Here is an 18,185-nt window from a genome sequence, read left to right on the forward strand (position 1 = left end):
CACGGTAAGGACCGTTTATGGATATGCTCGGATGATACAACATCTGTCAACTGCGATTGCTAGCACTCTCACTTGGAGACTGCAAGTACAGAATAGCACTCTCAAGGGTCGATTGTCAAGTCTCCAAACAGCCAGTCACAAGAGCGCACAAATTTCTCAGGACGATATGCAGCAAGATTCTAACAGAGATAGCATATTGAACACGCCAGAGGACATTTTCAGTCCTGCGCCAGACAGAAAAAAAGTGATATAAAGAAAAGGATGCTGCCAGAAATATATTCCTGACAGCATCCTCATTAAAATGGAATATGCACACCAGTATTACCGTTGCAGTGGGTCCTGTCCATCAATCACCCAATCGTACTGTCCACTACCCGCGAGACCATTAAACGTCGAGAGGGACGCCTTATGGATACCACCCGGCACATCAAATTTCCACTTTGGATGCTGCGAGAAACGGAAGTTATAATTGGGCCCGCAGTCAATATCATCTCCCGTTTGATAAAGGTTACCATTATACACTTTATTACAGTATCCCAGAGTTCTCTCCATGACACTATGCCAGATTGGAGCCGCACCTGTAATACCGATAACATGTTCCATCGGAGTGTTATCAGCATTGCCAACCCAGACAGCTACAGTCACATCTGGAGTATAACCAATCGTCCAGTTATCTATAAAGCCGTCAGTGGTACCAGTTTTGGTTGCCACCTGATGCTCACAGGCCGGATTTACTGCACAATTGGAGTCGATATCAGCGAAAGACAAGTCATGATCATCAAGGAATTCTGCATGGCGGTCAGGTTCATCGATCAAGACAGAGGTCATCAAATATGACACCTGGGGTGAAAACACACGACCAGAAATCGGCTTGCCAGTATCATAATGATACAAATTATGGCCTTGATTATCCCAGATATTCAGAATACTCTGTGGCTGCACACGCACGCCACCATTAGCAAAAGTCTGATAGGCATTAGCCATTTGCAATGGTGACACTTCCTCTGAACCAATCGCCATGGATAGACCACTATTTCGCAGTGTAGTAATACCCAACCGTTGTGCAGTGTTTAGTACTGCATCTTTACCAGTAAACTGCAGGGCTTTAACGGCGGGAATATTTAAAGAACTGGCGGTAGCTTTACGGATAGTAGAAGCCGTATCCGTCCAGGATTGCATATAGTTCGATGGGAAGAACATGGCATCTGTCCCAGCGAGGGCTCGCGCCGCGTCATCTGTGGGGGGTATCTGCAAACCAACATTATATTGTGTTGGAAAGTAGGTACGATTATCTTGCACTACTGTACCCGGATTCCAGCCCATCTGGAAGGCAGTCGCATAGTCAATGGGCTTAAACGTGGAACCAGGCTGGCGAGGATGGGTAGCCGCGTTAAACTGACCTTTGACTTTGATACTATCCGAATCATAATTCGCGCTACCAACCATACTCAGGATCTCGCCAGTCTTCGAGTCCATAACTACCGCCGCAGCATCATTCACATTATTATCTACATTCAAGGTTAAGACTTGATTAGTGACCTTTTGACTCTCAGGTTTATAGATGTGGCGCGTAATCGCTTTTTCTGTATAATCAACCAGGTGTGCATCAACCGTGGTCTGGATGTTATAGCCACCGGTTTTGAAGGCATGGGCGCCAACCTCACCACCACCCAGGGCATCCTCCACCTGTTGAATAACGTAATCCACAAAATGTGGGGCGAGTTTCTTACGCACATACGATGTAAAGGTTTGTTTGGCCATCAGGTCTTCGGCCTGTTTGGCAATCGCGGGCGTGATCAGTGGGCTATCAGGTTTGCCGTCTATGGTCATACCCTGATTGATCATCGCATTAAGCACCAGTTTCTGGCGCGCCAGCGCACGCTCTTTATTCCCGGGTCCAGCCGTAGGATCAGTGGCACTTGGCCCATTGGGTTGTAATGCCAGGAAAGAGGCGCGGGCAAGGCCTAAAATAGGATCATGCTTCTTCGTTTTGGTATTGTAGTCCAGCTTGGAAATACCAGGTGTACAAACTTGATTAGCCTGACAGGTTGGCGTCAGCTTGAAATAATCTTCGGTTGCAACCTCAACACCATAGGTCTGAGCACCAAAAGGAGCCACGTTAAAATACAACTCCATAATTTTAGTCTTTGGATACTGCTGGGTCAGACCAATCGCCATCGAGGCCTCGTTAAGTTTACGCTGATACGAAGGGGCCGCATCATGGGACATATTTTTAATGACCTGCTGGGTCAGCGTACTACCACCACCATAGTTACTGGCACCGGCACGGATAATAGCCAGTGGATCAATACCAGAGTTGGTCCAGAAGGTTTTATCCTCAATCGCGGTCATAGCATTCTGCATAACCAGAGGAATATCCTCATAACGGACAGTGACGCGACGGCCGCTATAGGCTGAGGTCGTATTGTCATAAGCGTCGTATAATAATACGCCATTACGATCATAGATACGTGTATTTTGATCGATATGCTGACTGGTGTACGCTGCCATCTTCGGCTGCTGCTGCAAATAATAGCTGTAGCCATAGGCGGTACTGCCAAAGGAAGCCAGCACGACCAGAGCGAGCAGACTTGCTATTGCAATGGTCAGAACCTTGCTGGGACCGCCCTTATTGGCTTTTAAACGACGCTGGCGGATCTGCTTGTTGATACGCAACACGCGTGAACGTTTCCAGGGTCTGGAGCGCTGCGTTGAAAACACCTCAGGAGCCGGCGTTGGTGCTGGCCGATAGAGGGCCATATATGGATCAGGAGGCTGTACTGGTGGTTGTCCATGATTAGCTACGGCAGCCATCTTACCAGAAAAGCGGCGCATCATATCAACGGTATTGGACAAGAGGCCACTGCGCTGGCGCATAGGCGGTTGCGGGGCCACCGGTTGGACCGGAAACTGCTGGCCGGGATATTGCTGGCCTGGCTGCGGCTGACGCGTTGGCGACCACTGCTGCGGTGCGCCTGCTGGATATTGTGAGGGAGGGGGATTTTGTGGACCATTCGCTGGCGGCATACCAGGTCCTGGTTGCCCCTGTGGATACTGACCACCATTCTGCGCAGGAGAGTATTGGCCAAATGGACCACGCAACAACGACGAGTTGTTTCTGGTTGGGCCACCTGGATTTGGTTGGCCGTTTGGTGTATTTTGATCAGGTTGCTGGTTTTTGTAATTCCGTAAAAGTCCCCCGGTCTTGGGCGGGGGATTATTCTCCGCAGGTTGATTAGAATCGGAATATGGATTCTTATTATCACTCATACATTATTCCTCACGTTGGTGCAGCGGGTAAATCTCTGCCTGCAGTCTCTAGAAGTACCTGCTATTCCCACTGTCAAACATAAAATAGTAGCCGTCCCCACCCCTTCCTCTCCTCACATGCCAGAGAAAGTATCTGTATAGACTTTTTTCAATATACCGAAAAAGAACGTCTAATCCAGGTACATTGGGAGGACGCCAGTCCAATAAACATAATCATCCTCACCACATACATTCCCCAGCATTCGGCTATTCACAAATTGCATCATTTTTAGTGTTCCGAACTACCTATCTGAACGAACCATTTGACACACGTTAACACACCTACCCAAATAGGGGATGTAACATAAGCTTATAGCTCTTTTTTAGGAACACAAACAATATGCTTAAAGAATAGTCACTCACTAAAAAAGACTATACAGCTCAATGGCTTAGGTAGGCAAATTACAGCCCTAATAATGAGAAGGCTATCCTAGTGTTTTGCCCATTCATCACCTTTGACAGTGCGAAAATGCCATAAACGGCACGTGAGGACCGTAACAAATATGCTGTCACGGTCCTCTTACCAAATGTTGTAAAGAACTGCTTGATCAGGGAGCCTGCTCATCCAGTGTCCAATCAGGCTGCTCACTTCCATGCAATCCGGCCGCAGTAGTCGTCATCTGTTCCAATCCATCTGGCACAGGAAATGTCCACTGCGGATTTTGTGAAAAACGGAAGCGATAGTCGGGTCCACAGGCCACCTGATCGGCCGACACAAAGGGATTGGTCAGAGCAGGATTTTCATTACAGCGTCCCAATACACGCTCCATGACGCTATGCCAGATCGGACCCGCCCCCGTAATGCCGATCACATCATTCATTTTTTCATTATTAGCATTGCCAACCCAGACACCCACCACCACATCTGGCGTATAGCCAATCGTCCAGTTATCTCTAAAGTCGTCGGTCGTCCCGGTCTTGGTAGCTACCTGACGTGTACAGAGCGTACGCGAATAGGCACAATTGGGGTCCATATCAGCGAAAGACAGATCATGATCACTGCCAAACTCGGGAGCCCGGGAAGGCTCATCGGACAGGACCGAAGTCATCATATAAGAAATCTGTGGTGAAAAAACGCGCCCCATGGGAGGCTGGGCCGCATTATAGTGATACAGGTTATGCCCGGAATTATCCCAGATATCCATTACCCCTTGAGGAGGGATGCGCATACCATTATTCGCAAAGGTCTGATAAACATCCACCATTTGCAGCGGCGAGATATCCTTTGATCCCAGTGCCCAGGCCAGACCAGTATTCTCCTGGGTTGTAATCCCCAGGCGACGCGCGGTATTTAATACTTCATGGGCACCACTAAACTGCATCGCTTTAATCGCAGGAATATTATAAGAATTAGCGATGGCGGTCCGCAGGGTCACCAGCTGATTGGTATACGTATGCCCATAGTCGTAAGGAGCATAGATCGTCGCATGCTTATCAGTAATCTCTTTATCGCTAAGAGGCATTGATGTACCTGCCGAGGCACCATTAGGAAAATAGGTACGATTATCCTGCAAGACAGTGCCCGGATTCCAGCCCATCTCGAAGGCGGTCGCATACTCGATAGGCTTAAATGTCGATCCCGGTGGACGACTATTGACGGCGGCATTAAATTGGCCACCAACCCTGGGATCCTCTGAATTATAATTGGCACTCCCATTCATCGCCAGGATTTCGCCCGTTTTGGCATCCATCACTACCACAGCCGCCGAATGCAAATTATTATAGGTACTCAAAGTGGCATAATAGCCCCGAACCTTTTGATATTCCGGCTGATAGATGTGGCGCGTAATGGCTTGCTCCACATATTCCTGTAAGTGCACATCAATCGTCGTGCGAATATTCAAGCCAGCCTTTTGAAACGCCTCATAGCCATCCGCAGAATTGCCATTGCCCAGCGCGGTCGAGACCTGATTGATGATCCAATCCACAAAATGCGGGGCATGTTTGGTGCGTGTATACGCGTGAAAGTGCGTCCGCTCCATCAATAAACGAGCATGTGTGGCAATCTCGGGCGTCACCACTCCCAGGCCATCTACAGAGATGTGTTGCACCACCATCTGCTGTAACACCATTTCCTGCCGCGCAATCGCCCGTTGTTTGGCATCTGGCCCGAGGGTCGGATCATTATAACCTGGCTGATTGGGCATACCAGCGAGCAGTGAAGCACGCGCCAGGCCCAATAGAGGATCATTTCTGTGGGTCACCTGATTATAATTCAGCCTGGCGATACCTGGAACACATTTTTGATTGGTGCTACACTCTGGCTGCAAGCCAAAATAATCCTCGACCGCAACTTCAACCCCAAAGGTCTGTCCACCAAAAGCCGCCACATTGAAATACATCTCAAGAATTTTGCTTTTAGAATATTGCTGCGTCAGGCCAATCGCCATCGCCGCCTCAGTAAGCTTACGTTCGAGTGCATATTCACGATTATTCGAGAGATTCTTGATCACCTGTTGGGTCAATGTACTGCCACCACCATATTGTCTGGCCGCTGCTCGTACGATCGCCATAGGTTCAATACCGGCATTGGTCCAGAAGGTTCGATCTTCAATTGCTATCAGCGAATCTTGCATGACATGAGGAATATCTTCATAATGCACAGCCATCCGGCGGCCGCCTTGTCGAGAATTTTGATCATAGGCCTCAAAAAGCAAGACACCATTGCGATCATAAATATGCGTCGTCTGAGCAATATGCGCGTTCGCCAGTTCATTCACTCTGGGCAATTGGCGCTCATAATATCCATAGCCATAGGCCGTGCCGGCAAAAGAGACCAGGACCAGTATAGTGGCCAGGCCAATCAGCAAAACTGGCCAGATCTGGCGTGGACTTTGTTGCCAGCGAGCACGACGCTGGCGCATCTGCATCGCAATGCGTAAAGTGCGCGACCGTCGCCAGGCACGCTTGCGTTGCGGTTGGGGCGTGCTGACAACTGGTCCTGGCGCTGGCATATGATACCGTTCCATATAAGGAGCAGGAGGCTGAATTTTATAGCCCGCTACTGTCGCCATTTTACCAGACCAGCGACGGACAAGATCCACCGTCGTCGACAATAATCCAGGCACCATTCCCCCCTGGCCGGGGACCACATCAGAGATAGGTCGAGAGGAAGATAACTGAGCAGGTGAAGGAGGAAGCGGCATCGAAGGCAGGGAGATTGGACCCCTCAAACGCGAAACAGGCACCTGAGGCGGCGCTGACACCAGGGGCGCTAAAGGCTCGGAGGATTGCCCGGCTTGCGCCGTAGAAGCCGAAGGATGCTGGTTTCTATAACTGGTTAAAAGTCCTCCCGTTTTTGGTATGATATTATCCTCAATCCGTGATTGCTGGCTATCAAGTTGCTGGTCCGAATTATTACTCATAAAGTAATTATCCTCATCACTACCCACTTTCTGTGTACCTGAGGAGTACAGCGCTGTCCAGTCCTCTGCACATGCATAACAAAACTATAGGAAGAATCAAGAGGATATAATGTATAGAAGCATCCCATGTGTGGCACACAACCTCCCTTCCACCTCACTCCCAGATTCGGATGTTTGTGATGAGCAAGCACTATCCGAACCTCAATTATATTAAACGAATAACTATGACATAGATTAACAGGCTATTTCAAACTTTACGAGCAGCCAACTCTGTTTTTCCTATTTTACACCTTAACAGGGAATAAGGAAAGAATGACATGCTATTAAAAAGCAATGGAGAAACAGAGGAGTAGAATGGGCAAGAAACAGCGGAGGGTTGAGGTGTGTGATACGTCGGCCCGCTATTATCCTTCGGACGCATTAACATTAGAGGAGCTTGCATACTGGATCGCGTTTAGCCGCGTGATGGGTATTGGTCCGGTACGTTTTCAAATGCTGTTGGACTTCTTTCAAGAGGATGTAGCCAGCGCCTGGCGGGCCACATCCAAAGATCTTATCGGGGTCGGGCTGGACCAGCGGACATTGGAAAGCTTTATCAAGCAACGTACCAATATTGATCCTGCCAGTGAATTGAAACGCCTGGAGAAGCTGCGTATTCAGGTGATTACCTGGAAAGACGCTGGCTATCCACCACTGCTGCGCAAAATGGACTATGCACCACCTGTCCTCTATGCGTGTGGTCAATTAGTTGAGGATGATCTCCGTTATACCATCGGCATCGTCGGCACGCGCAAAATGAGCACGTATGGCCGCCAGGTGACCGAGCACTTCACCCGTGATCTGGTCAAGGGCAGAATCACCATTGTCAGTGGACTGGCCCTTGGCATCGATACAGTGGCCCACAACACAGCACTTGATGAGGGTGGACGTACCATCGCCGTACTGGCCTGTGGTCTGGACACTATTTATCCTCCCTCTAACTATCATCTGGCCAAACAGATCGTCGATTCTGGCCAGGGAGTTCTGCTTACTTCCTTCCCGCTGGGCATTAAACCTGACGGCGGCAATTTTCCGGCCCGCAATCACATCATCTCGGGACTTTCCCTGGGCGTACTGGTAACAGAGGCTCCAGATAAAAGTGGAGCACTGATCACGGCCAGCTCGGCCCTCAGTCAGGGACGTGAAGTCTATGCCGTCCCCAATAATATCTTCTCAAACAGCGGGATGGGTACCAATCAGTTGCTAAAAGATGGTGCGCATCCTGTCACCGAGGTCAAAGATATCCTGGAACATCTCAATATCCATACGGTCCCACGTGATGAAGAATTACCGCTATGCGAGCCCGCCAATGAGGAAGAAAAGCAACTGCTGGCCCTGCTCACACGCGAGCCTCAGCATATTGATGATCTTATTCGTAGCTCGGCATTGGCGGCAAATACAGTCAGCTCTACGTTAATCATCATGGAGCTCAATGGAATGGTCAAACAAATTGGCAATATGCAGTATGTGCGTACCCGTTAAAGCTCGCTAGTGGATAGAATGAAGGGAATAAGGAGGAACGCCAATGCCGATTGCATATAATAAATTCGTGCGCAATCGCATACCAGCAATCATTCGCAACCGTAGCGACAACTGTGATATGGTAGTCTTAGGATAAGCTGAATAATCAACATACCACCACTATTTAGTCAGAGGGATGCCCATGATCTATCTCGATCACCTGTTAAAAGCGACTCAGGGTACGCTGGGTCAACGGAGCAAGCATACACACTTTCAGGCCTTCAACCATGATACCCGACAACTGGCACCAGATGAGCTCTTCGTGGCAGTACGAGGTGAGCGAGGAAATGGTCATGATCATTTGCTGGATGCTGTCCGTAAAGGTGCCAGCGGACTTCTCGTTGAAGGGCTGGCATTTCAACAATTGTCCGAACAAACCCGCTCTGCTTTGTCCCAGGAAGAAATTACAATTATTGTGGTTGAGGATACACGCCTGGCTTTACAACATTATGCCAGCGCTATCTTGCAAATCTGGCATCCTACCGTGATTGCGGTCACGGGAAGTGTGGGCAAGACCAGCACCAAAGAAGCGATTGCCAATGTATTATCATGCCAGTTTAACACCTTCCGCAGCTGGCAAAACTACAATGACACCCTCGGCATCCCCCTATCCCTGGGTAGGCTTGAGGCCCGGCATGAGTATGCCGTGATTGAACTTGGCTGTGACCATCCAGGAGAAATCGCCGCCCTCTGCCGTATGCTCCAGCCCCAGATCGGTGTGCTGACCAACATCAGTCCCGTCCAGCTCCAATATTTCAGCTCGCTTGAACATCTCGCGTTTGAACTAAGCACGCTGCTCACCAGTCTGCCTGCTGGAGGACACTTTTTCTATAATCAGGACGATCCAACTATTCAAGCATTGTTAGCCCAATATGTCCGCGATACCCCTTCACCCATCACATGTCATCCTTTCTTAGAGAACATTCCCGAGGGTTTGAGCGCCCAACAACTGGTGACCGCAGTAACCTGGCAGGGTGTCCAGGGCAGCATTGTACGGCCAGAGGCACGAGAACATGCCACTGATGTTGAGGCTCCTGAAAAAGAGGGCCAGCAGTACATCCAGCTGAGTTCCCAACTATTAGGACGGCATCACTTTGATACGATGCTGGCCGCCTATCAGATCGGGCTCAGCCGTGGCATCTTTCCAACCCACGTTGAACAGGCGCTGACAGACCTGAAGCCGCTCGTCGGCAGACTCAATCCACTCCCCGGTGTACGACAATCAATGTTGCTGGACGATAGCCATAACGCCACTCCGGCCTCGACCGCCGCAGGACTGCAGACATTAAGCACCCTGGCACCTGCTGGCAGCCAGCGTATCGCGATCCTGGGTGATATGCTGCACCTGGGCGATTACGAAGAGGAGGCCCACCGTAGTATTGGACGCCAGGTTGCCGAACATGTCGATTATCTGATTACGCGCGGCGAATGGGCCGCCTTGATCGCGGAAGAAGCCCAATTAGCAGGTATGCCGGTTGAACGGATCATTATGACCTCAACCCACGAAGACGCAGCCCAGGCCGCGCGTCGTCTGCTGAGTGCACTGCCCACTAGCACTACATCATCCAGCACAGACCTTGAGAACCTCAACGCGGTCATCCTGATCAAAGGTTCTGAAGAGACGCGCATGGAACGAGTAACCGAGCTCTTAATGGCCCGTCCCTGGGAGGCCTCCGAACTCCTGGTACGTCAGACTCCTGGTTGGAAAAAAACCTTCTTTATGCATGCAGAACGCCCTACCTGGGTCGAGATAGATCTGAACGCGATTGGCAGCAATACACGTCACATCGCCTCGCTGGTAGGTCCACAGACCAGCGTTCTGGTTGCCCTCAAAGCCGATGCTTATGGCCATGGTGCCCTCAAAGTCGCGCGTACAGTCCTGCAAAACGGGGCCAGCATGTTAGGGGTCGCCACCGTCAGCGAAGCCATACCACTACGTGAAGCCCACATCAACGCCCCGATCCTGGTCTTTGGCTATGTGCCCCGCTGGCAGATGCGCGAAGCGCTACGCCTGGGTGTCAGCGTCACCATCTACTCTAAAGAAGAAGCCCAGGCCCTCTCACGAGCAGCGATCGCCCTGGATAAGGTCGTCAAAGTCCATGTCAAGGTTGATACTGGCATGGGACGACTGGGTATTCGTTATGAGGAGCGCGAAAAGATTTTAGAACTGGTACGCACAGCCAGGCATCTTCCAGGACTTGAGCTCGAAGGCATCTATACCCATTTTGCCCAGGCCGACGCCGAAGATCAGGCACATGTGCAGATGCAGTTATCCCGTTTCCAGGAAATACTTCAGGCGCTGGATGCCGAAGAATTGCGGCCGCCCATTGTACATGCGGCCAATAGCGCGGCGACATTGATGCTGCCCGAAGCACGCTTTGATATGGTCAGACCAGGCATCGCCATCTACGGCCTGGAGCCATCACCCAGCGTACACCTGCCTGAAGGTTTCCGGCCAGCCCTCTCATTCAAGACCCAGGTCTCACAGGTCAAGTGGATTCCAGCCGGTGAGGGCATCAGTTATGGTAGTACCTACATCACCGAAAAACCAACCTGTATCGCTGTTCTGCCCGTTGGCTATGCCGATGGCTTTCGCCGTGGACCCCAGAACTGGCAGAGCGTGCTTATCCACGGACAGGAAGCCCCCATCTTAGGTCGAGTCTGCATGGATCAGTGCATGGTGGATGTCACCCATATTCCACAAACACGCATGGGTGACGAGGTCGTGCTGATTGGACGCCAGGGAGAAATGACACTGAGTGCGGAAACGGTCGCTGAGCGTCTCGGTTCCTTCAACTATGAAGTAGTATCAGGGATTCTGGCCCGCGTGCCCCGCGTCGATTAATTCTTTTCATTCGTGGTACCTACTGCTCTGTCAACGTGGATGCGCAAGGCAGGGGTGCAGGGGATGGCCATCCCCGGACGGGGTTCCAGGGCTGTCCCCTGGCCTCCCTCCCCCTTTCCCGCCCGCGTAGCGGGCTCATCTTTCTCATGGAGCCTGACAGAGTACTACAACTATAGGCAAAGATCATACGTAACAGAAAGGGACGATGTAAACCCATGCATGGATACATAAATATCCATGCCAGCAGATTGCCGATATCCAGATTGGTATCAACGTTTACAAGCATAATTGTACATGGATGGTGAGGTTGATAATGCAAGAAACTACACATGAAATGAATTCCACCACAAAAAAACAAAAGATAAAAGCAATTTTAATCGCCAATCCAACTTCGGGCAGTTATACCATGCATGAACATCAGATCAAACAGATCATTTCAACCCTTCATCAACATGGTTGGCAGGCTGATCTTAAATTAACTCAGGCCGGTGGCGATGCCCGCAGAATAGCCAGTGAGGCGGTTGAGCAAAAGATCGATGTCGTGATCGCTATCGGAGGAGACGGCACCATCCATGAAATCATTCAGTCATTAGCGGGCAGTGAGACGGCCCTGGGAGTATTACCCAGCGGGACCGTCAACGTCTGGGCACGCGAGGTAGGCATTTCACTGGACCTCAATAAGGCCAGCAATGTCCTGCTCAATGGACAGACGCGCCGTATCGATCTGGGAAAAATTGATGATCGCTATTTCCTGCTTATGGTAGGTATTGGAGTGGATGGTGAGGTCACCCATGCCGTCGAGAAGAAGCCGGTAAAACGCCTGGGTGTGATTGGTTATTTGCTGGTCGCAGCCTGGTGGGGCGCCCGCTATCCCGCCTTTCGCGCGGCTATCGCCCTCAACAATCAAGTCATTAAAGTTCATGCCCTGCAAGTAATTATTGGCAATACCCAGTTGTATGGGGGCGCAATGAAATATACCTGGGAAGCCAAATGTGATGATGGCGTACTGGATATCTGTGTGATACGTCGACAAAATATCTTACGCCGCTTACCGGTGCTACTGGATTTCCTGTTGCGGCGCCCACAACGCAAACAATGGGTCCGCTATGAGACCAGCGATACACTCAAAATTACGACCACTGAACCGGTTGCTATTCAAGTGGATGGAGAACCAATCGGTCATACCAGCACATCAGAAGAGCAGCCAACCTGCATAAGCGTCGTACCACAGGCATTAAAAGTGATCGTGCCACAAATATTGCCAAAAGATCTGTTCTCTCAGCCCCCGCTGTAACGTATTATAACTACACTATCCATCGCGATAGATGGGTAATACAGTGGCCTTGCAGAGGAGAGAAAAAGAGTATGGCCAAATCTATATTACAGGATCAACAGCGCGTCCTGTTACAACAAGAGAAGCAATTGGCAATTGAGCTGGCAAGCTGTTTAGAAAACTTTGAAGGCGGCGAGCCGTATGAACAGACCCTGCGACAGGTCACAGCTTCGCTTGATGATTTATTCCTGCTGGTCATTGTAGGCGAATTTAATGCGGGCAAATCTGCGTGCATTAACGCCCTGCTGCACAGCGACGTGCTGGAAGAAGGCGTCATCCCCACCACCCATCAGGTAACCATCTTGCGCCATGGTGAGGAACAATCCCAACGCCTGCTCGCACAAGACATCCTGGAAATCGATTATCCTGCAGAGTTTTTACGTGATATCAGTATTGTAGATACCCCGGGCGTCAACGCCGTTTTACAGGAGCATCAGCGTCTGACCGAAGATTTTGTGCCACGCAGTGATCTGATCCTTTTTATTACTTCGACCGATCGCCCCTTTACCCAGAGCGAAAAAACCTTCCTGGAACGTATTCGCTCCTGGGGGAAAAAGGTCGTTTTTGTCCTCAACAAGATCGATCTGCTGCGCACGCCAGATGAATTACAAAAAATCACCACGTTTATCGCCAACAATTGTCAGCAACTCCTGGGCTTCCAGGCAGACATTTTTCCTGTCTCTGCTATGCAAGCGCAGAAAGCCCGCACCGCAGTGGGACACGATGCACTGGATCTCTGGGAGCGCAGCCGCTTTGGCAAGCTTGAAGAATATCTGTTTGAAACGCTGGATGCCGAAGAACGCGTACGTATCAAGCTTCTCAGTCCGCTCGGCGTCATGCAACGCCTGCTGCATCAGACACGCACCTCGGTCGAAGAACGGGCCAAACTCCTGGCAGAGGATTCCCGTACCGTGTCCAATATCGAAGAGCAGCTCAAATTTTATCGCGAGGATATGGAGCGAAACTTCAAGCATCGGCTGACCGAGATCGCAAATATTATATTGGAGATGCGCCAGCGTGGTGATTACTTCTTCGACGATACGATGCGCCTGCGCCGCATCCTGGATCTGGTACAGGGCGAACGCATTCGGCGCGAGTTTGAAAACGAAGTCCTGGGAGATAGCGCGGCCCGTATTGAGCAGGCGGTACAGGAAATGATTGACTGGATGGTCGAACAGGAACATCACTTCTGGCAAAGCGTCATGGAATACCTGGATCAGCGCCGTGAGGTCAGTTTGCGCCGTGAAGATAAAATGATCGGCACCGTCAGCCGACAATTTGATTATAACCGCCGCGTCCTCTTACAGTCCGTCTCACGTACAGTCACTGGCGTCGTCAACACGTATGATCCAGAAACCGAAACATTCCAACTGGCACAGGATATGCGTAGTACCGTCGCCCAGGCAGTAATTACGGGAGCGGGCGGTGTCGGTCTGGGTGCACTGATTGTGGCTTTTATGGGCACACTGGCAGCCGACGTTACCGGTATTATCGCTGGCCTCGGTCTCTTACTGGTTGGATATGGTATTATCCCACTACGCCGTAAACAGGCCAAAAAAGCCTTTGGCGACAAAATGACTGAGTTACAAACCAACCTGACCAATGCCATGAGCGAGCAATTCCGCAAAGAACTCCATAACTCGGTCGAGCGCATCGAGGATGCGATTGCGCCCTATACGCGCTTCGTGCGGTCAGAACAGCAAAAAACAGTCGAGGTCCAGAGTCGTATCACTCGCTTAGATAATGACATCAACGCCATCAAAAATGAGATAGAGAAACACTAAACCAGCGCAATCTCTGGCCTGGTGTTTCTCTATGAGATGGAACCATGTATGTAAAATTTAAAGATTAAAGATGAGATTAATCAAACAGATGGCGCCGCAAATCATGCCCAGCGCGAGTATAGATATAGCAGAACTGAGTCCAGTGGTAAAGAGTACCGGAACTAATGGAACCAGGATACCGAGCGAGACGATAGACAGTGCCAGCCGCTGAGCAGGAGATGATTTCGCGCGCTGACTTGAGGCCTGACGCAACTTGCCATTGAATTGATCATTATGAGGCAAGCGCTGGGCAATACGCTGTGAGATGGCTTCAATAAAGTTATCATCCATAAAGGTGTTAGCGCCTGGCGCTTGCGTATAAGGTGGTCGGGTATGCTCATACGCTGGTGGATTCTGACGAACCTCCTGATTTCCCTCATAACCCTGATATGAATCGGAATGAGGTCGCTGCTGCTCAGAATTCATCTGTGGTGTCATCCTGTAAACCCCTTTTGCAATCATTTATAGCATAAAAAACCTTCTAAAAAGTTACGCAATACATCCAACAAAGTTGCAACTCAGCCATACTACTGACCTTACTTGATTTTCGAGCAGGGGATTAAGAGAGTGTCTGAGATGCATGTTGATAGGAACCCTCGCATTTAGCCACACCCGGGCACTAAAGTGCCCATGTTTATTAGTATGTGGTGGAAAATCGTGCGCGATGAGCACGATTTTCCACCACATACTAACAATTGTTGAGCGCCGCAGGCGCGAAATCCATGCGCCAAAGTGCCCCATAAACATGAGTGTCAAACATACTCTAAAGTTATTAAAGATACTATATAATAAGCAAGCTAATTCTCTCAGAGAGAGATGATATAGCTAGGAGGGAACCCATGGCAGAAGATCAGACAACCCAACCGCTCCAGGCCGTAGAAACGGTGGCTGCGGCGGAAAAATTGCTAACCCAGAAATATGGTACGACCATTCGATTAGGAACAGGTGATGATCTGGGTGGTAGTCAGCGCACCAGGGTTTATCGTTGTGCTGTTATCGAGGGTGAAACGATGCTGGCAAGCAGTGTCATTATCAAACAGGCCAACCAGCCAGATGAGACGCCACAGACAGAGCTGCATCCATTATTCCTCAACGAGTGGGCCAGCCTGCAATTTATACAAACCCTCTCGCCAGATGAACCACTGGCACCACGGTTTTATGTCGGGGATCGCAATGCTGGTATGTTTATAATGGAGGACCTGGGCTCTGGCACACAACTCAACCACGCCCTGTTAGGCAATGATCCACAACAGGCACGAGCAGCACTGCTGGATTATGCCAGTATTCATGGTCGCCTCCATGCCCTCTCCAGCGGCAAGCAGGACACCTATCGAGAATTACGGGGCACACTGGGTCCTGATAGTCCATCCCCTTACTTTAACTATCAGTGGCTGCCACAGACAATGGAAAAGATCCTGACCACACTCAATGTCACGCCAGCGCCCGGACTCATGCATGAGCTCGCGATGTTACAGACAGCTCTGACAAATCCTGGACCATTTCTCGCTTTTATGCAGGGAGATGCCTGTCCAGATAATGTGATTCAGACGCAAGCGGGTATGCGCATGATCGATTTTGAAGGAGGCACCTACACCCATGCCCTGCTAGAAGGCGCGTATGGCAGGGTTCCATTTCCGACCTGTCGCTGTCTCTATCGCCTGCCCGAGGAGATCATAGCAGAGATGGAGGCATGCTATCGTCGCGAGTTCAGCCATGGCTGTCCAGCCGTAATGGATGATACGCTTTTCAATCAGGGATTGACGGAAGCCTGCATCTCCTGGGTCCTGGGTTTTCATTCCCTGGTACCATTAGAAATTATTCTCCCCCAGGATCGCTTTATTATGGCCCTGACCGACCGCCAGCGTTACCTACTCTTCTTCGAGAATGCAGCCCACCTGACAGAGGTCAACGGCTATATGCCAGCAATCGGTGCGACCTTGCGTGCCCTGGCACAAAAAATGCGCCAGCTCTGGCCCGACACTGAGGAGGCCCCATACTATCCAGCCTTCCAACCACCCTTTCTGCCTCTCATCCACAACTAAAAAAGCAGGGGATCAATGAAGATCCCCTGCTTTCACCACTATTAGCTAGATGGATGACTAGTCGCCAGCTACAGCCTCTGTTTTGACAGAGATACCAATACCACTGGCAACGCGCTGACCATAATCAGCATCGCACTGGCTCAGATGGTATACCATGCGCTCCTGGATGGCAGGAATGCAGGATTTCAGAGCCGTGACCAGATTATTGACCAGCTCATCGCGCTCCCAATCCGCAAAGCTGCGATAGCGCTCGCCAGCCTGCTTATAAGGATTCTTACGATCGATGGCCTGACGTACCAGCTTACCAGATACCTGTGGAGTATGCTCAACGCCAGCGCGAGGAGCCTCTTTCAGACCATGCTGCAAGCTTGGCTCGTAGTTGACATGTGGATTCTCACCACTATCGATACCATCCACTGAATAAGACATATTACCATCACGCTGATTGGTCGCGACGTGTGTCTTGGGATGATTGACTGGCAACTGCAGGTAGTTTGTGCCCACACGATAGCGCTGTGTATCCGAATAGGAGAAGCTACGGCCCTGCAACATTTTGTCGTCGGAGAAGTCCAGACCGTCAACCAGCACACCTGTACCGAAAGCAGCCTGCTCGACTTCAGCAAAGAAATTGGCAGGATTCTTATCCAGTGTCATCTTACCAACTGGCAACATCGGGAACTGATCCTCAGGCCAGAGTTTGGTGTCATCCAATGGATCAAAATCCAGTTCAGGATGCTCGTCATCAGACATTATTTGCACACGCAATTCCCAGGAAGGATACTCACCGCGCTCGATGGCCTCGTAGAGATCCTGAGTTGCATGGTTGAAATTTTTGCCCTGGATAGCATTGGCCTGCTCTTGAGTCAGGTTTTTCACACCCTGGTCAGGTACCCAGTGATACTTCACCAGGACAGCCTCACCCTGTGCATTCACCCATTTATAGGTATTAACGCCTGAGCCCTCCATATGCCGATAGTCAGCTGGAATGCCCCATGGGCTAAAGAGCCAGGTAATTGTGTGCATCGTTTCAGGAGTCTGACAGACAAAATCAAACTGACGGTTAGGATCCTGGCGATTGGTCACGGGATCAGGCTTAAAAGCGTGGATGAAATCTGGGAATTTGATGGCATCGCGAATAAAGAAGACCTTCAGGTTGTTGCCAACCAGATCCCAGTTGCCATCCTCAGTATAAAACTTGACCGCAAAGCCGCGTGGATCGCGCAATGTCTCAGGCGAGTGACCACCATGAATCACGGTAGAGAAACGAATTAAGACAGGCGTACGCTTGCCTTTTTCCTGGAACAATTTAGCGCGAGTAAATTTGCTGATCGGCTGATCGCCCACGCTTCCATAGGCTTCGAAATAACCATGGGCACCCGTACCACGGGCATGAACCACACGCTCAGGTATGCGCTCACGGTCAAAGTGAGCCATTTTCTCCATGAACTGGTAATTCTCAAGGGTGGCAGGCCCACGATCGCCAACGGAACGCAGGTTCTGATTATCATAAACAGGGTGGCCCTGACGGGTAGTCAGGATTGGCTGCTCGTTTGTATTTTCGTTATGCTTATCGCTCATAAAAAATCCTTTTGTCTCCATCGCTAGCAATACGATCTTGCACTACAGGATACGGAAGAGCTTTTTGCGTGTGCTCATACCAAATACTGCTACTAAGATACAGCTTACAGCTACCAGAGGTTGTATTTTACTATATAACAGCACGATAACGCTATGAGGGGCGCAAAAAAAAGCTCAGATTTAGAATGCGTTAATACTCCATTATATGGAATAGCTATTTGAGATGTCAAGGTAAATCAAGAGGATACATTTGCACTCACCCATGATAAACCGGGGTAAAAAAACCGAGGAAGCCGCCTCCAGCCGTAAGGGGTTGTCCTCTGCACATCT

At 50.2% G+C, this 18,185-nt stretch carries 9 protein-coding genes; 5 read left to right on the forward strand and 4 right to left on the reverse strand.

Annotated features, from left to right (window positions below; translation table 11 throughout):
- Positions 1–321: 321 nt before the first annotated feature.
- Positions 322–3,270: a transglycosylase domain-containing protein gene (locus tag KDW_RS06090; protein ID WP_151755133.1), complete on the reverse strand. Its 2,949-nt coding sequence runs from the start codon at positions 3,268–3,270 to the stop codon at positions 322–324.
- A 587-nt stretch (positions 3,271–3,857) separates the two neighbouring features.
- Positions 3,858–6,674, reverse strand: a complete 2,817-nt coding sequence (locus tag KDW_RS06095) for a transglycosylase domain-containing protein (protein ID WP_151755134.1) — start codon at positions 6,672–6,674, stop codon at positions 3,858–3,860.
- Positions 6,675–7,028: 354 nt separating this feature from the next.
- Here KDW_RS06095 and dprA point away from each other — a divergent pair, with 354 nt between their 5' ends.
- From dprA to KDW_RS06115, 4 genes are all read left to right on the forward strand, one after another.
- The gene (dprA, locus tag KDW_RS06100) at positions 7,029–8,195 is read left to right on the forward strand and encodes a DNA-processing protein DprA (RefSeq protein WP_151755135.1); all 1,167 of its coding nucleotides are present in this window, start codon (positions 7,029–7,031) and stop codon (positions 8,193–8,195) included.
- 181 nt (positions 8,196–8,376) lie between these two features.
- On the forward strand, positions 8,377–11,079 hold the full coding sequence (alr, locus tag KDW_RS06105) for an alanine racemase (RefSeq protein WP_162004997.1): 2,703 nt from the start codon (positions 8,377–8,379) through the stop codon (positions 11,077–11,079).
- 313 nt (positions 11,080–11,392) lie between these two features.
- Positions 11,393–12,373: a diacylglycerol/lipid kinase family protein gene (locus tag KDW_RS06110; RefSeq protein ID WP_162004998.1), complete on the forward strand. Its 981-nt coding sequence runs from the start codon at positions 11,393–11,395 to the stop codon at positions 12,371–12,373.
- A gap of 71 nt (positions 12,374–12,444) precedes the next feature.
- A complete protein-coding gene (locus tag KDW_RS06115) occupies positions 12,445–14,196 on the forward strand; it encodes a dynamin family protein (RefSeq protein WP_151755138.1) in 1,752 nt (583 codons plus the stop codon).
- A 57-nt stretch (positions 14,197–14,253) separates the two neighbouring features.
- Here the strand turns inward: KDW_RS06115 and KDW_RS06120 are convergent, their stop codons facing one another.
- The gene (locus KDW_RS06120) at positions 14,254–14,673 is read right to left on the reverse strand and encodes a hypothetical protein (protein WP_151755139.1); all 420 of its coding nucleotides are present in this window, start codon (positions 14,671–14,673) and stop codon (positions 14,254–14,256) included.
- A 401-nt stretch (positions 14,674–15,074) separates the two neighbouring features.
- Between KDW_RS06120 and KDW_RS06125 the strand changes: the two genes are divergently transcribed.
- Positions 15,075–16,277 (forward strand): hypothetical protein, encoded by a 1,203-nt coding sequence (locus KDW_RS06125; protein WP_151755140.1) that lies wholly within the window; start codon positions 15,075–15,077, stop codon positions 16,275–16,277.
- A gap of 57 nt (positions 16,278–16,334) precedes the next feature.
- Here the strand turns inward: KDW_RS06125 and KDW_RS06130 are convergent, their stop codons facing one another.
- Positions 16,335–17,855 carry a catalase gene (locus KDW_RS06130; RefSeq protein ID WP_151755141.1) on the reverse strand — a complete coding sequence of 507 codons (1,521 nt, stop codon included), beginning with the start codon at positions 17,853–17,855 and terminating at the stop codon, positions 16,335–16,337.
- Between the last annotated feature and the right edge of the window lie 330 nt (positions 17,856–18,185).

Source organism: Dictyobacter vulcani, assembly GCF_008974265.1.
GTDB classification, from domain to species: Bacteria; Chloroflexota; Ktedonobacteria; order Ktedonobacterales; family Ktedonobacteraceae; genus Dictyobacter; species Dictyobacter vulcani.

Bases quoted from the DNA above. Each gene is read 5' to 3' on its own strand.
- KDW_RS06090 (WP_151755133.1), bottom strand. From the start codon at position 3,270: ATGAGTGATAATAAGAATCCATATTCCGATTCTAATCAACCTGCGGAG.
- KDW_RS06095 (WP_151755134.1), bottom strand. From the start codon at position 6,674: ATGAGTAATAATTCGGACCAGCAACTTGATAGCCAGCAATCACGGATT.
- dprA (WP_151755135.1), top strand. From the start codon at position 7,029: ATGGGCAAGAAACAGCGGAGGGTTGAGGTGTGTGATACGTCGGCCCGC.
- alr (WP_162004997.1), top strand. From the start codon at position 8,377: ATGATCTATCTCGATCACCTGTTAAAAGCGACTCAGGGTACGCTGGGT.
- KDW_RS06110 (WP_162004998.1), top strand. From the start codon at position 11,393: ATGCAAGAAACTACACATGAAATGAATTCCACCACAAAAAAACAAAAG.
- KDW_RS06115 (WP_151755138.1), top strand. From the start codon at position 12,445: ATGGCCAAATCTATATTACAGGATCAACAGCGCGTCCTGTTACAACAA.
- KDW_RS06120 (WP_151755139.1), bottom strand. From the start codon at position 14,673: ATGACACCACAGATGAATTCTGAGCAGCAGCGACCTCATTCCGATTCA.
- KDW_RS06125 (WP_151755140.1), top strand. From the start codon at position 15,075: ATGGCAGAAGATCAGACAACCCAACCGCTCCAGGCCGTAGAAACGGTG.
- KDW_RS06130 (WP_151755141.1), bottom strand. From the start codon at position 17,855: ATGAGCGATAAGCATAACGAAAATACAAACGAGCAGCCAATCCTGACT.